The sequence below is a fragment of the Streptomyces sp. ISL-43 genome (assembly GCF_018614195.1).
Classification (GTDB): Bacteria; Actinomycetota; Actinomycetes; order Streptomycetales; family Streptomycetaceae; genus Streptomyces.
This window is the reverse complement of the sequence record NZ_JAGGOT010000031.1, coordinates 41729-55383: the sequence shown is the minus strand read 5'-3', so window position 1 is coordinate 55383 and position 13655 is coordinate 41729. Positions and strand designations below refer to the sequence as shown.

Below are 13655 nucleotides of genomic sequence, written 5' to 3'. Positions count from 1 at the left end.
TCAGCCATATTGCTCCTCCACCGCTGCCGAGACGATCGTCGTGACCGCCTTGAAGGTCCGGATCCCCTCGTACATCGTCCCGCTGGTGTACGCGACCTTGCGCTCGCCCGAGCGGGCGACCCCGGGCACCACCGTGGCGGCCATCGCCAGGTGCTCGGCGTCGAACTCCACCTCGACGGTGAACGGCCCGCCGCTCACGGGTTCGTGACGGATCGCCAGGGCTGTGGCGGCCTTGGCGGCGGCCCGGATGTCGGCGGCCGTGCGGGCGGGGGTGCGGCAGACGGCGGCGTAGCGCGAGACGTGGTCCTTGACGGCGACGGTCAGCGCGTCCGGGGCGTAGCCGGCTGCGTCGACGCAGGTCAGGTCGTCTCCGGTGACCAGGACGACCGGGACCCCGTACTCGGCGACGACGTGCGCGTTGAGCACTCCCTCGCTGGCGCGGATCCCGTTGAGCCAGACCCCGGTGATGGAGTTGGCGAGGTAGGTGTGGGCGAGCACGCCCTCCGCGCCGGCGCCCGTGTGGTAGCCGACGAAGGCGATGCCGTCGACGTCCCCGTGCTGGACGCCCTCGACCATGGAGAGGGATTTGTGGCGGCCGGTGAGCATCTCGGCGCGCGCGTCGAGCCGCTCCAGCAGCAGGTTGCGCATGGTCCAGTGGGCTTCGTTGACGAGGACCTGCTCGGCGCCGCCGTCGTAGAAGCCGAGTACGGCGGCGTTCACGTCGGAGGTGAACATCGTCCGGCAGCGTTCCCACTGCGGCGTCCCGGGCAGCACGTCGGCGGGCCAGGTGACGCCGGTGGCGCCTTCCATGTCGGCGGAGATGAGAATCTTCATCGGGCCCCCGGGCGGTCGGTAGCGCTCAGGCCCCCACCCTAACCGCCCGGCCCCCGCAGGCCCCCGGGGCACGCCCGGCCGCACGGCCGTCCGGGGCCCGGCGGGGCCGGCGCGCGCCACGGGCGACCCCGGCGATGCCGAAGGCCGCGCCGAGTCCGGTGGCGACCACCGGGTCGACCCTGTCGCGGCATCGCCCCCGGTCGCTGGTTTCACTCGATCCGGTGAGGCCGCTCCCCCGGCCCCACCGGCAACGGCCTTGTTCAGCCCTCGACTTCGGCAGCCAGATTGGCGAGAAGGGTGTCGTAGATGCGGGCCAGGCCCTTGGGCGCGAAGGTGCGCTCGAAGAAGCCGCCGATGCCGCCGGCGCCGTTCCACACGGTGGTGACGACGGCCTTGGACTTGCCCTCGCCCGCCGGGGTGACCGTCCAGGTGGTGACCATGGAGGAGTTGCGGTCCTTCTCCACGAGCTGCCCGTCGGTGGGCTCGCTGACCTCGAGCAGGCAGTCGCGGACCCGCTTGCTGGTGGCCTGGAGCTTCCAGTGGACGAGGGTGCCCTCGCCGTCGCCGCCCTCGCGCACCTCGTACTCGCTGAAGTGCTCGGGCAGCAGCTTGCCCCGGGTCCCGGTGTAGTCGGCCAGCGCGTCGAACACGGTCTCCGCGTCCGCCGTGATGATGCGCTCCGTGGTGGCCTCGACCTGCGCCATGGCTACTCCTCCAACAGTGGTGATCTCTCGTCGCCGCAAGCCAACCACCTCCGGGGCGGGCGCCCAAATCCGGGTCCCGGGGCGGGGCGCACGGCCGGTGGTGCGCGTGGCCGCGGGCGACGGCCCGCACGATCATGGGAACGTTTGTTCTATTCTCGGAGCGAGCTACCGAGGGAGGCGCACCATGCGCTGGGACAATCTGACCGGAAAGGCCGACGGAGCCGGCGGCACCAACGGGGCCGCGGCCGACGGCCCGGCCGCGCTCTTCGGCGCCGACGCCGTCGTCACCCGCACGTTCGACACCCCCGAGTTCCGGGGCATCACCTTCCACGAGGTCCGCGCCCGCTCGATCCTCAACCGGGTCCCCGGGGCCTCGCGCATGCCGTTCGAATGGACCGTGAACCCGTACCGGGGCTGCAGCCACGCCTGCGTCTACTGTTTCGCGCGCAAGACGCACAGCTACCTCGACCTCGACACCGGCATCGGCTTCGACTCCCAGATCGTCGTCAAGACCAACGCCCCCGACCTGCTGCGCCGCGAGCTCGCCTCCCGCCGCTGGACCGGCGCGCACGTCGCGATGGGCACCAACGTCGACTGCTACCAGCGCGCGGAGGGCCGCTACCGCCTCATGCCGGGGATCATCGAGGCGCTGCGGGAGCGCGCCAACCCCTTCTCGATCCTCACCAAAGGCACCCTGATCCTGCGCGACCTGCCCCTCCTCCAGGAGGCCTCGGCCGTCGCCGACGTCGGGATATCCGTCTCGGTCGGATTCACCGACACCGCCCTGTGGCGCACGGTCGAGCCCGGCACCCCCTCCCCCGGCGCCCGGCTGCAGGCCGTGCGCACCCTCACCGGCGCCGGCATCGAATGCGGGGTGCTGATGGCCCCGGTGGTCCCCTTCCTCGGGGACTCCCCGGAGCAGCTGCGGGCCACCGTCCGGGCCATCGCCGAGTCGGGCGCGACCTCCGTGACACCCCTGGTGCTCCATCTGCGGCCAGGGGCGCGCGAGTGGTTCACGTCCTGGCTCGGCGAGCACCACCCGCACCTGGTCGAGCGGTACGAACGGATGTACGCGGGCGGCTCCTACGCCCCGACCTGGTACCAGCGCGCGATCACCCGCCAAGTCCACGAGCTCGCCACCGAATTCGGCATCGGCCCCGGCGGGCGCGGCGCGGCCCGGCGGACCGTCGTACCCGAGCGGCCGGCCGACCCCGCACCCGCCGGGCCGGCCCAGCTGAGCCTGCTCTGAGCACCCGTACGGCCCGTGCGACCCGCCAGAAGGTCATCACATCGGGCCAATGAGCGGTCCAATCCCGCTTTCCGGGCGCGGGTTCCGGGACGATTCCGCCCAGAACCCTCGGCTGGGAGGCCTCATGCTGCATCCGATCAACAAGCGCGGAACCTCGAAGAAGCGCGCCGCCGTCCTTCTGGCGCTCTCCACCGTCGCCGCCTCCGCGTTCGCGGCTCCGGTCACGGCCGCCGCCCCGGCCGCGCCCGTGTCCGCGCCCGCCGCGCTGAAGTGGGCCGACTGCGCGACCCCCCGCTACCCGACGCTGCAGTGCGCCTCCCTCGCGGTGCCCCTCGACCACGACCACCCCGCCGGCCGGCAGATCTCCCTCGCCCTGACCCGGGTCCCCCACACGGCCGCCCGCTCCCAGGGCCCGCTGCTGGTCAACCCGGGCGGCCCCGGGGGCAGCGGCCGCACCCTGGCCGGGTACGTCGCCTCCGCGCTGCCCAAGGACATCGCCGCGCAGTTCGACGTGATCGGCTTCGACCCGCGCGGCGTCGGCAAGAGCGAGCCCGTCCTGGACTGCGGCGCCGGCCACTTCACCCCCGTACGGCCCGACTCCGTACCCCTCGACGAGGCGACCGAGCGGGCCAACCTGGAGCGGGTGAAGTCCTTCGCCGAGTCCTGCCAGACCAAGCACGCGGACGTCCTCCCGTACATCGGCACGGTCTCGGCGGCCCGCGACATCGAGGCGCTGCGCGCCGCCCTGCGCGCGGACAAGCTCAGCTACCTCGGGTACTCCTACGGGACCTACCTGGGCGCGGTGTACGCCAAGCTCCACCCCGACCGGGTGCACCGCCTGGTCCTCGACTCGGTCGTGGACCCGGCGGGGGTCTGGTACGAGGACAACCTCGCCCAGGACCAGGCCTTCGACGCCCGCCACAAGGCCTTCCTGGCATGGGTGGCCCGGTACGACGCCACTTACCACCTGGGCACCGACCCCGCGGTGATCGAGGCCCGCTGGTACCGGATGCGCTCCGCGCTGCGCGAGAGCCCGGCGGGCGCCAAGGTGGGCGCGGCCGAGCTGGAGGACACCTTCATGCCGGGCGGCTACTACAACGGCTACTGGCCCCACCTCGCGGTGGCCTTCTCGGCGTACGCGGTGGAGGGAGACCCGAAGCCGCTGGTCGCCGCGTACGAGCGGTTCGGCGCGGTGGAGCCGTCGGCGGGCAACAGCTACAGCGTGTACACGGCGGTGCAGTGCCGGGACTCGGCATGGCCCAAGGACTGGAACCAGTGGCGGGCCGACATGTGGCGCACGCACGCCAAGGCGCCCTTCATGACCTGGAACAACGCCTGGTACAACGCCCCCTGCGCGTTCTGGCCGGGCGAGCAGCTGCAGGCCCCGGACGTCACCAACACCGCGCTCCCGCAGGCGCTCCTCTTCCAGGCGACGGAGGACGCGGCGACCCCGTACGAGGGCGCGGTGAGCATGCGGCGCAAGCTGGCCGGTTCGGCGCTGGTGGTCGAGGAGGGCGGCGGCAACCACGGCGTCTCGCTCGCCGGCAACAAGTGCCTGGACGAGAAGCTGTCGGCGTACCTGCTGACGGGCACGGCCTCGGACGCCGTCTGCCCGGCCCAGCCGGCCCCCACGCCGGTCCCGGCGACGCGGGCGGTGCCGCCGTCGGCGGGCGGCGCGGCGCTGCACGGGCTCCTCGGCTTCCGGGGGTGAGCGGCGCCCGGTGATCCCCGCCGGGCACAATCGCGGGCATGACAACCAACAGCCACCTCACCCGTGTCGCCGCTCCCGAGGGTGTCGGCGCGGGCACCGGATACAGCCACGTCGTCTGGGGGACCGGGCGGTTCGTCGCCGTGTCCGGGCAGTGCTCCCTCGACGAGAAGGGCGGGGTCGTCGGCGAGGGCGACGCCGCCGCCCAGGCCCGGCAGGTGTTCGAGAACCTGCGGCGGTGCCTGGCGGCGGCCGGGGCGACCTTCGACGACGTGGTCAAGCTGACGTACTTCGTCACGGACGTCGCCCACCTCCCGGCGGTACGGGCGGCCCGTGACGCGGTGATCGCCCCGGACCGCCTCCCGGCCTCCTCGGCGGTCCAGGTGGCGGCGCTCTTCCGGCCCGAACTGCTGCTGGAGATCGAGGCGTTCGCGATCGTCCCCGTCGATCCCGCCGCCTAAGGGCTGTCCCGTAATCCCCGCAGGGCCGTTGTCGCCGCCACCGCCAGCCGGGGGTGCGACTGGGCCCGGATCAGGACCTCGCGGGCGCGCCGGTCCGCCAGCGCGCCCAGCCCCTCCACGCAGGCCAGGGCCACCCGCCAGTACGGGTCGTTCGGCGCGAGCAGCCGGCCCAGGGTGCGGATCAGCGCCGGGGCGGACTCCGGGGCGCGCAGCGCCGCCAGCAGCCGGACCGGGTGCAGGGCGTAGGCCGTGCGCAGTTCGTTCGTCGCCAGCGCCGCCGCCGCGCGGGCGGTGCGCGGGTCCCCGAGGACGGCCAGCGCCCGCGCTGCGGCCTCGCAGCGCGGCGGGTCCCGGTGGTTGAGCAGCAGGACCAGCGATTCGAAGGCCCGCCGGTCCCCGGCCAGGCCCAGCCGGTACGCGGCCAGTTCGCGGGCCCACAGCGGCAGCCCGGCGGAGGTCAGGGACGCGGCCAGGCCGTCCGCGTCCGCCGCGAGCAGTGCCTCGTACTCCGGCGCCTGCCCGGCTTCCGCCCGCAAGCGCTCCAACACGTCGTTCACCCGGCCACCCTAGGTGCCCGCGAGGGTCGCCACGGCGGGTTCCCGGAGTTGGTGACGGGCGCCGCCGGAGCCTGGCTGGAGCGCCGGTTGATCGATGATCGATGATCGGTACATTTGAGCGGCGCAGGTCACATCTGCGCGCCCTGGCGGACCAGTTACCAGCGGGTTATTGTCCCTACAACACGTACGAGGGCGGCCTGGTGACGCAGCCACCTCGTGCCAGTCGGTTCAGTACGACCTCTTGCACGACCTCACGGCGTGACCCCGGGACAGGGCTCCGCCGCTTCCGCCCTCCGGGCCGCTCCCTTCCGGGACCCCCTGGGCTTCTCCGCACGGCTTTCCGTACGGCATCCGCGCGCGCTGTGCGCCGCGCGCCCCCCTCAGTCGTCACCCTCTTCCACTGGAGTCCCGCGATGGACCTTCCGTCCACGTCCAGTCAGTCCTCCCCCTCCTCCAAGCCCGCCCTGCAGAGCATCGCGATCGTCGGTCTCGGCACGATGGGCACCGGCATCGCCGAGGTCCTCGCCCGGGCCGGCCGCGAGGTCGTCGGCATCGACATCAGCGAGGCCGCCGCCCGCCGGGCCACCGCGGCCCTCGCGGCGGCCACCGCCCGCTCCGTCACCAAGGGACTGCTCACCGAGCAGGAGCGCGAGGGCGTGCTCGCCCGCTTCCGCACCTTCTCCGAGCTGGGCGCCGCCGCCGACGCCGATCTCGTCATCGAGGTGGTCCCCGAGTCCTACGAGCTGAAGCAGCGGATCTTCCGCGAGCTCGACGCGATCGTCCGGCCCACCGCGATCCTGGCCACGGGCACCAACGCCCTGTCGGTGACGCGGATGGCCGCCGAGTCGCAGCGCCCGGAGCGCGTCGTCGGCCTGCACTTCTTCAACCCCGCCCCGGCGATGAAGCTGGTCGAGGTCGTCTCCAGCGTGCTGACGGCCCCGCCGGCCGTCGAGGCGGTCACGACGCTGGCCCGCGAGCTCGGCAAGGAGCCCGTCGCGGTCGGCGACCGCCCGGGCTTCGTCGCCGACGGCCTGCTGTTCGGCTACCTCAACCAGGCCGCCGCCATGTACGAGGCCAAGTACGCCTCCCGCGAGGACATCGACGCGGCGATGAAGCTGGGCTGCGGCATGCCGATGGGCCCGCTCGCCCTGCTCGACCTGATCGGCGTGGACACCGCCCGCACCGTCCTGGAGGCCATGTACACGGCGTCCGGCGACCGGCTGCACGCCCCGGCCCCGATCCTCGGCCACCTCGCCGAGGCGGGCCTGACCGGGCAGAAGTCCGGGCGCGGGTTCTACACGTACGAGGCCGCGGGCAGCAAGGTCGTCGTCCGCGACCTGCAGACCCCGCCGGACGGGGACCTGGTCCGGGCGAGCCGCCCGGTGAACTCGGTCGGCGTGGCCGGTTCGGGCACGATGGCGAGCGGTATCGCGCAGGTCTTCGCGCAGGCCGGCTTCCCGGTGGTGCTGGCTGCCCGCAGCCAGGAGAAGGCGGACGCCGCCAAGGCCGCGATCGGCAAGTCGCTCGGCCGCGCGGTGGACCGGGGCCGGCTGTCCGCGGACGCCGCCGCGGCCACCCTGGGCCGGATCACGCCGGCGGGCTCGCTGGAGTCCTTCTCCGAGGTGGACCTGGCCGTGGAGGCCGTCGCCGAGGACCTGGCGGTCAAGCAGGAGCTCTTCCAGGCGCTGGACAAGGTCTGCAAGCCCGGCGCGGTGCTGGCCACCACCACCTCCTCGCTGCCGGTGATCGCGATCGCCCGCGCGACGGCGCGTCCGCAGGACGTGATCGGCATGCACTTCTTCAACCCGGCTCCGGCGATGAAGCTCGTCGAGGTGGTCCGCACCGTGCTGACCGCCGACGACGTCCACGCCACGGTCCGCGGGATCTGCGGTCAGGTGCGCAAGCACGCGGTGGACTGCGGGGACCGGGCCGGCTTCATCGTGAACGCGCTGCTGTTCCCGTACCTCAACAACGCGATCAAGATGGTCGAGCAGCACTACGCCGGCATCGACGACATCGACGCGGCGATGAAGCTGGGCGGCGGCTACCCGATGGGGCCCTTCGAGCTCCTGGACGTGGTCGGCCTGGACGTGTCACTGGCCATCGAGCAGGTCCTGCACAAGGAGTTCCGCGACCCGGGCCTGGCCCCGTCCCCGCTGCTGGAGCACCTGGTGGCGGCTGGCTGCCTGGGCCGGAAGACCGGCCGCGGATTCCGTGAGTACGCCCCCCGCCGGTAACCGGCGGCAGGCACACGAGCCGGATGCGTGGGGAGGGCTGCTCGGGTCTGCCGGACCCTCACGGCAGGCCGTACCCTCCGAGCCCAGTGCGGGCTCTCCCCCGCATCCATTCCCGTCCCACCCCCCTCGGGAGCGCTCTCCCGTGCAAATGAAGTACTTTCGCTCTATGTCCCAGCCCGCCAAGACCTCGCCCCGTGCCTCCTCGGCCACCGACACCCCGGAGAGCCCGGCCGGCACCAAGGCGGCCGCGCAGCGGCTCAAGATGCGCCGCGAGCTGGCGGCGGCCGCGATGGAGCTGTTCGCGACCAAGGGGTACGAGGCGACGACGGTCGACGAGATCGCCTCGGTGGCCGGGGTGGCGCGCCGGACCTTCTTCCGGCACTTCCGGTCCAAGGAAGAGGCGATCTTCCCGGACCACGACGACACCCTGACCCGCGCCGAGGCCGTCCTCGACGTGGCTCCGGCGCACGAGCACCCGCTCGACACGGTGTGCCGGGGGATCAAGGAAGTCATGAAGATGTACGCCGCCTCGCCGGCGGTGTCGGTGGAGCGCTACCGGCTCACCCGCGAGGTGCCTGCGCTGCGGGAGCGGGAGATCGCCTCGGTCGCCCGCTACGAGCGGCTCTTCACCCGCTACCTGCTGGCCCATTTCGACGAGCAGGACCACCACGACGACAACGACGACCCGCTGCTGGCGGAGGTGGCCGCCTCGGCGGTGGTCACGGCCCACAACCACGTGCTGCGGCGCTGGCTGCGGGCCGGCGGGCGGGGCGACGTGGAGGCACAGCTCGACCACGCCTTCTCGATCGTGCGCAAGACCTTCGGCAGCGGGATCGGCGCGGGGCGCACGCTGAGCGCGGTGCCGGCGGCCCCGGTCGCGCCCCCAGCCTCGGTCCGTACGCAGGGCGAGGTACTGGTGGCGGTGGCGCGTACGGACGCGCCGCTGGACGAGGTCATGCGGACCATCGAAGAGGCACTCAGAAACAAGCAGCGGTAACTCACGTGTAGCTCGCGTCACAGCGGCCGCTCCCGTTCCGGGGGCGGCCGCTTTCGTTTGTCCGGGTTGCCCCTACTCGCGGGTAACTCTGATCGATCATCGCTCATCCGTGCAGGTCAATCGGCAAATGAGAGAAAGTTTTGGCACCCGGTGCCTTGCTGAGTGACACGGGGTGCCATACGTTGAATCTCGTCCGGATGTCCCCGCGGCCCAGCCCACTCGGCACGGAACGCGCCCCGGACGCCTGCGTCACCAGGCACCCCGCACCGCCCCACCACAGGCAACGCGCAGCTCCACCCTCAGCCGAATCGACGGCGCCCCGAACACACCGCTTCGCCCGCTCCACGCAACCCGTTTCCCTCAGCGCACCTCATCAGCGCACGGCCGGAGGCAACACCGTGAAGGACATCCTGGACGCGATCCAGTCGCAGAGCGCTACGGCAGCCGACTTCGCAGCCATGCCGCTACCCGATTCGTACCGCGCGATCACCGTGCACAAGGACGAGGCGGAGATGTTCGCCGGGCTCACCACCCGCGAGAAGGACCCGCGCAAGTCCCTGCACCTGGACCAGGTCCCGGTTCCGGAGCTCGGCCCGGGCGAGGCCCTGGTGGCCGTCATGGCCTCCTCGGTCAACTACAACTCCGTGTGGACCTCGATCTTCGAGCCGGTGTCCACCTTCAGCTTCCTGGAGCGCTACGGGCGCCTCTCGGAGCTCACCAAGCGCCACGACCTCCCGTACCACGTCATCGGCTCGGACCTCGCGGGCGTCGTCCTGCGCACCGGTCCCGGCGTGAACGCCTGGAAGCCCGGCGACGAGGTCGTCGCGCACTGCCTGTCGGTCGAGCTGGAGTCCTCGGACGGCCACAACGACACGATGCTCGACCCCGAGCAGCGCATCTGGGGCTTCGAGACCAACTTCGGCGGCCTGGCGGAGATCGCGCTCGTCAAGTCCAACCAGCTGATGCCCAAGCCCGACCACCTCAGCTGGGAGGAGGCCGCCTCCCCCGGCCTGGTCAACTCCACCGCCTACCGCCAGCTGGTCTCCCGCAACGGTGCCGGTATGAAGCAGGGCGACAACGTCCTGATCTGGGGCGCGAGCGGCGGCCTCGGCTCGTACGCGACCCAGTTCGCGCTGGCCGGCGGCGCCAACCCGATCTGCGTGGTCTCCAGCGCGCAGAAGGCGGACATCTGCCGGGCGATGGGCGCGACCGCGATCATCGACCGCAGCGCCGAGGGCTACAAGTTCTGGAAGGACGAGCACACCCAGGACCCCAAGGAGTGGAAGCGCCTCGGCAAGCGCATCCGCGAGCTGACCGGCGGCGAGGACGTGGACATCGTCTTCGAGCACCCGGGCCGCGAGACCTTCGGCGCCTCCGTGTACGTCACCCGCAAGGGCGGCACGATCGTCACCTGCGCCTCGACCTCGGGCTACAACCACGAGTACGACAACCGGTACCTGTGGATGTCGCTGAAGAAGATCGTCGGCTCCCACTTCGCGAACTACCGCGAGGCCTGGGAGGCCAACCGCCTCGTCGCCAAGGGCAAGATCCACCCCACCCTGTCGAAGGTCTACTCCCTGGAGCAGACCGGCCAGGCCGCCTACGACGTCCACCGCAACCTCCACCAGGGCAAGGTCGGCGTCCTCGCGCTGGCCCCCGAGGAGGGCCTGGGCGTCCGGGACCACGAGATGCGCGCGACGCACCTCGAGGCGATCAACCGGTTCCGCGACGTGTAGCGGAGCGGACCGACCAGCACAGCCGCACCATCCGATTCGCCCGACCCGTCTGAGATCGTTCAAGGGCCAAAGGGACAGCCTGAGATGACAGAGCGCCAGAAAGACCGTCCGTGGCTCATGCGGACGTACGCCGGCCACTCCACGGCCGAGGCGTCCAACGAGCTGTACCGCCGCAACCTCGCCAAGGGCCAGACCGGCCTGTCGGTCGCCTTCGACCTGCCGACGCAGACCGGATACGACCCCGACCACATCCTCGCCCGCGGCGAGGTCGGCCGGGTCGGGGTCCCGGTCTCCCATCTGGGCGACATGCGGCGGCTGTTCCAGGACATCCCCCTGGAGCAGATGAACACCTCGATGACGATCAACGCCACGGCCATGTGGCTGCTGGCGCTCTATCAGGTGGCCGCCGAGGAGCAGGGCGCGGACATCTCCCAGCTCCAGGGCACCACCCAGAACGACATCGTCAAGGAGTACCTCTCGCGCGGGACGCACGTCTTCCCGCCCGGGCCCTCGCTCCGCCTGACGACGGACATGATCGCGTACACGGTCAACCACATCCCGAAGTGGAACCCGATCAACATCTGCAGCTACCACCTGCAGGAGGCCGGGGCCACGCCCGTCCAGGAGATCTCCTACGCGATGGCCACGGCCATCGCCGTCCTGGACTCGGTGCGCGACTCGGGCCAGGTGCCCGAGGAGCGCTTCGGCGAGGTCGTCGCCCGCATCTCCTTCTTCGTGAACGCGGGCGTCCGCTTCATCGAGGAGATGTGCAAGATGCGCGCCTTCGGCCGCATCTGGGACAAGGTCACCCGCGAGCGCTACGGCATCGAGAACGACAAGCAGCGCCGCTTCCGCTACGGCGTCCAGGTCAACTCGCTCGGCCTGACCGAGGCGCAGCCGGAGAACAACGTCCAGCGCATCGTGCTGGAAATGCTCGCGGTCACCCTCTCCAAGGACGCCCGCGCCCGCGCCGTGCAGCTGCCGGCCTGGAACGAGGCGCTGGGCCTGCCCCGGCCCTGGGACCAGCAGTGGTCGCTGCGCATCCAGCAGGTCCTGGCCCACGAGAGCGACCTGCTCGAGTACGAGGACATCTTCGCCGGCTCGCACGTCATCGAGGCCAAGGTCGAGTCCCTGGTGGACGAATGCCTGGCGGAAATCGACCGGATCCAGGAGATGGGCGGCGCGATGGCGGCCGTCGAGTCCGGGTACCTGAAGGGCGAGCTGGTCTCCTCGCACGCCGAGCGCCGGGCCCGGATCGAGGACGGCAAGGACAAGATCGTCGGCGTCAACTGCTTCCAGCAGACCGAGGAGAACCCGCTCACCGCGGACCTCGACGGCGCCATCATGACGGTGGACGGAGCCCTGGAGGCGCAGACCGTCGAGCGCATCGGCCGCTGGAAGTCCGAGCGCCAGGAGTCCTCGGACCGGCAGGGCGGCGGCGATCCGTTCGTCTTCCCGACGGTCATGCAGGCCCTGGTCCGGCTGAAGGAGGCCGCGGCGGGCGACGAGAACCTGATGGACGCCACCCTGGAGTGCGCCCGCGCCGGCGTCACGACCGGCGAGTGGTCCGGCGCCCTGCGCGAGGTCTTCGGGGAGTTCCGGGCGCCGACCGGGGTCTCCTCGGCCCCGGTGGCCGTGACCGCCGAGGAGGGGACCCCCATGGCCCTCGTCCGCGCGAAGGTCTCCCGTACGGCCGACGAGCTGGGCTCCGGCCGGCTGCGCCTGCTGGTCGGCAAGCCCGGCCTGGACGGGCACTCCAACGGCGCCGAGCAGATCGCCGTACGGGCCCGCGACGCCGGTTTCGAGGTGGTCTACCAGGGCATTCGGCTGACGCCCGAGGAGATCTCCTCGGCGGCCCTGGCCGAGGACGTCCACTGCGTGGGACTGTCCATCCTGTCCGGCTCGCACAGCGCGCTCGTCCCGGACGTGCTGGAACGCCTGCGTGCGGCGGGGGCGGGTGACATCCCCGTCGTCCTCGGAGGCATCATTCCGAATGCCGACGCCGTGGCGCTGAAGGCGGCCGGGGTGGCCGCCGTATTCACCCCGAAGGACTTCGGCATCACGGAGATCATCGGCCGTATCGTCGACGAGATCCGCAAGGCGAACAAGCTCCACCCGCTCGTCGACGCCGACGACACCGTTACCGACATCAGCGACACCAAGAACACCGCTGCAAGCACGGAGGTCCCCGCATGACCACGCCCTCTTCCCCGGTCAACCGGCTGCGGCCGCGCCGCTCCTGCCTCGCGGTGCCGGGTTCCAACCCCCGGTTCCTGGAGAAGGCCCAGGGCCTGCCGGCCGACCAGGTCTTCCTCGACCTGGAGGACGCCTGCGCCCCGCTCGCCAAGGAAGGCGCCCGCCACACCATCGTGGACGCGCTGAACAACGGCGACTGGACGGGCAAGACCCGCGTGGTGCGCGTCAACGACTGGACCACGCACTGGACGTACCGCGACGTGATCACGGTCGTCGAGGGCGCCGGCCAGAACCTCGACTGCATCATGCTGCCGAAGGTCCAGGACGCCCAGCAGGTCGTGGCGCTCGACCTCCTGCTGACGCAGATCGAGAAGACCATGGGCTTCGAGGTCGGCAAGATCGGCATCGAGGCGCAGATCGAGAACGCCAAGGGCCTGGTCAACGTCGACGAGATCGCCGCCGCCTCGCCGCGGCTGGAGACCATCATCTTCGGGCCGGCCGACTTCATGGCTTCGATCAACATGAAGTCCCTGGTCGTGGGCATGCAGCCGCCCGGCTACGGCGCGGACGCCTACCACTACATCCTGATGCGGATCCTGATGGCGGCCCGCATGCACGACCTGCAGGCGATCGACGGCCCCTTCCTGCAGATCAAGAACGTCGACGGCTACCGCGAGGTCGCGGGGCGCGCGGCGGCGCTGGGCTTCGACGGCAAGTGGGTGCTGCACCCGGGCCAGGTCGACGCGGCCAACGAGGTCTTCTCCCCCTCGCAGGAGGACTACGACCACGCCGAGCTGATCCTCGACGCCTACGACTGGTGCACCTCCGAGGCGGGCGGCAAGAAGGGCTCGGCGATGCTCGGCGACGAGATGATCGACGAGGCCAGCCGCAAGATGGCCCTGGTCATCTCCGGCAAGGGCCGCGCCGCGGGCATGCGCCGCACCACCAAGTTCGAGATCCCGGAGGCCTGATCCCG

At 71.6% G+C, this 13655-nt stretch carries 11 protein-coding genes; 8 read left to right on the top strand and 3 right to left on the bottom strand.

What is annotated here, in order from left to right; all coding sequences use genetic code 11:
- Together J7F03_RS18215 and J7F03_RS18210 are read right to left on the bottom strand one after the other, a co-directional pair.
- Nucleotides 1–834, bottom strand: coding sequence for a M55 family metallopeptidase (locus J7F03_RS18215; RefSeq protein WP_214950644.1), 834 nt, complete (start codon nt 832–834; stop codon nt 1–3).
- Between the two features lie 260 nt (nt 835–1094).
- On the bottom strand, nt 1095–1538 hold the full coding sequence (locus tag J7F03_RS18210; protein ID WP_214950643.1) for an SRPBCC family protein: 444 nt from the start codon (nt 1536–1538) through the stop codon (nt 1095–1097).
- Nucleotides 1539–1722: 184 nt separating this feature from the next.
- On the opposite strand from J7F03_RS18210, the gene J7F03_RS18205 reads away from it, so the two are divergent.
- From J7F03_RS18205 to J7F03_RS18195, 3 genes are all read left to right on the top strand, one after another.
- Nucleotides 1723–2787 carry an Rv2578c family radical SAM protein gene (locus tag J7F03_RS18205; protein WP_214950642.1) on the top strand — a complete coding sequence of 355 codons (1065 nt, stop codon included), beginning with the start codon at nt 1723–1725 and terminating at the stop codon, nt 2785–2787.
- A gap of 124 nt (nt 2788–2911) precedes the next feature.
- The gene (locus J7F03_RS18200; RefSeq protein WP_214950641.1) at nt 2912–4498 is read left to right on the top strand and encodes an alpha/beta hydrolase; all 1587 of its coding nucleotides are present in this window, start codon (nt 2912–2914) and stop codon (nt 4496–4498) included.
- A gap of 38 nt (nt 4499–4536) precedes the next feature.
- A complete protein-coding gene (locus J7F03_RS18195) occupies nt 4537–4956 on the top strand; it encodes a RidA family protein (RefSeq protein ID WP_214950640.1) in 420 nt (139 codons plus the stop codon).
- Here J7F03_RS18195 and J7F03_RS18190 read toward each other — a convergent pair.
- On the bottom strand, nt 4953–5513 hold the full coding sequence (locus J7F03_RS18190; protein WP_214950639.1) for a HEAT repeat domain-containing protein: 561 nt from the start codon (nt 5511–5513) through the stop codon (nt 4953–4955). The two genes, J7F03_RS18195 and J7F03_RS18190, sit on opposite strands and share 4 nt — an antisense overlap.
- Nucleotides 5514–5926: 413 nt before the next feature.
- Here J7F03_RS18190 and J7F03_RS18185 point away from each other — a divergent pair, with 413 nt between their 5' ends.
- From J7F03_RS18185 to J7F03_RS18165, 5 genes are all read left to right on the top strand, one after another.
- On the top strand, nt 5927–7750 hold the full coding sequence (locus J7F03_RS18185) for a 3-hydroxyacyl-CoA dehydrogenase family protein (protein ID WP_214950637.1): 1824 nt from the start codon (nt 5927–5929) through the stop codon (nt 7748–7750).
- Nucleotides 7751–7916: 166 nt separating this feature from the next.
- Nucleotides 7917–8747, top strand: coding sequence for a TetR family transcriptional regulator (locus J7F03_RS18180; RefSeq protein WP_214950635.1), 831 nt, complete (start codon nt 7917–7919; stop codon nt 8745–8747).
- 398 nt (nt 8748–9145) lie between these two features.
- On the top strand, nt 9146–10483 hold the full coding sequence (ccrA, locus tag J7F03_RS18175) for a crotonyl-CoA carboxylase/reductase (RefSeq protein ID WP_214950633.1): 1338 nt from the start codon (nt 9146–9148) through the stop codon (nt 10481–10483).
- A gap of 84 nt (nt 10484–10567) precedes the next feature.
- Nucleotides 10568–12679, top strand: a complete 2112-nt coding sequence (locus J7F03_RS18170) for a protein meaA (protein WP_251072106.1) — start codon at nt 10568–10570, stop codon at nt 12677–12679.
- A complete protein-coding gene (locus tag J7F03_RS18165; protein ID WP_214950631.1) occupies nt 12676–13650 on the top strand; it encodes a CoA ester lyase in 975 nt (324 codons plus the stop codon). Before J7F03_RS18170 ends, J7F03_RS18165 begins: the two co-directional genes overlap by 4 nt.
- Nucleotides 13651–13655: the final 5 nt, after the last annotated feature.

Bases quoted from the DNA above. Each gene is read 5' to 3' on its own strand.
- J7F03_RS18215 (WP_214950644.1), bottom strand. From the start codon at position 834: ATGAAGATTCTCATCTCCGCCGACATGGAAGGCGCCACCGGCGTCACC.
- J7F03_RS18210 (WP_214950643.1), bottom strand. From the start codon at position 1,538: ATGGCGCAGGTCGAGGCCACCACGGAGCGCATCATCACGGCGGACGCG.
- J7F03_RS18205 (WP_214950642.1), top strand. From the start codon at position 1,723: ATGCGCTGGGACAATCTGACCGGAAAGGCCGACGGAGCCGGCGGCACC.
- J7F03_RS18200 (WP_214950641.1), top strand. From the start codon at position 2,912: ATGCTGCATCCGATCAACAAGCGCGGAACCTCGAAGAAGCGCGCCGCC.
- J7F03_RS18195 (WP_214950640.1), top strand. From the start codon at position 4,537: ATGACAACCAACAGCCACCTCACCCGTGTCGCCGCTCCCGAGGGTGTC.
- J7F03_RS18185 (WP_214950637.1), top strand. From the start codon at position 5,927: ATGGACCTTCCGTCCACGTCCAGTCAGTCCTCCCCCTCCTCCAAGCCC.
- J7F03_RS18180 (WP_214950635.1), top strand. From the start codon at position 7,917: ATGTCCCAGCCCGCCAAGACCTCGCCCCGTGCCTCCTCGGCCACCGAC.
- J7F03_RS18170 (WP_251072106.1), top strand. From the start codon at position 10,568: ATGACAGAGCGCCAGAAAGACCGTCCGTGGCTCATGCGGACGTACGCC.
- J7F03_RS18165 (WP_214950631.1), top strand. From the start codon at position 12,676: ATGACCACGCCCTCTTCCCCGGTCAACCGGCTGCGGCCGCGCCGCTCC.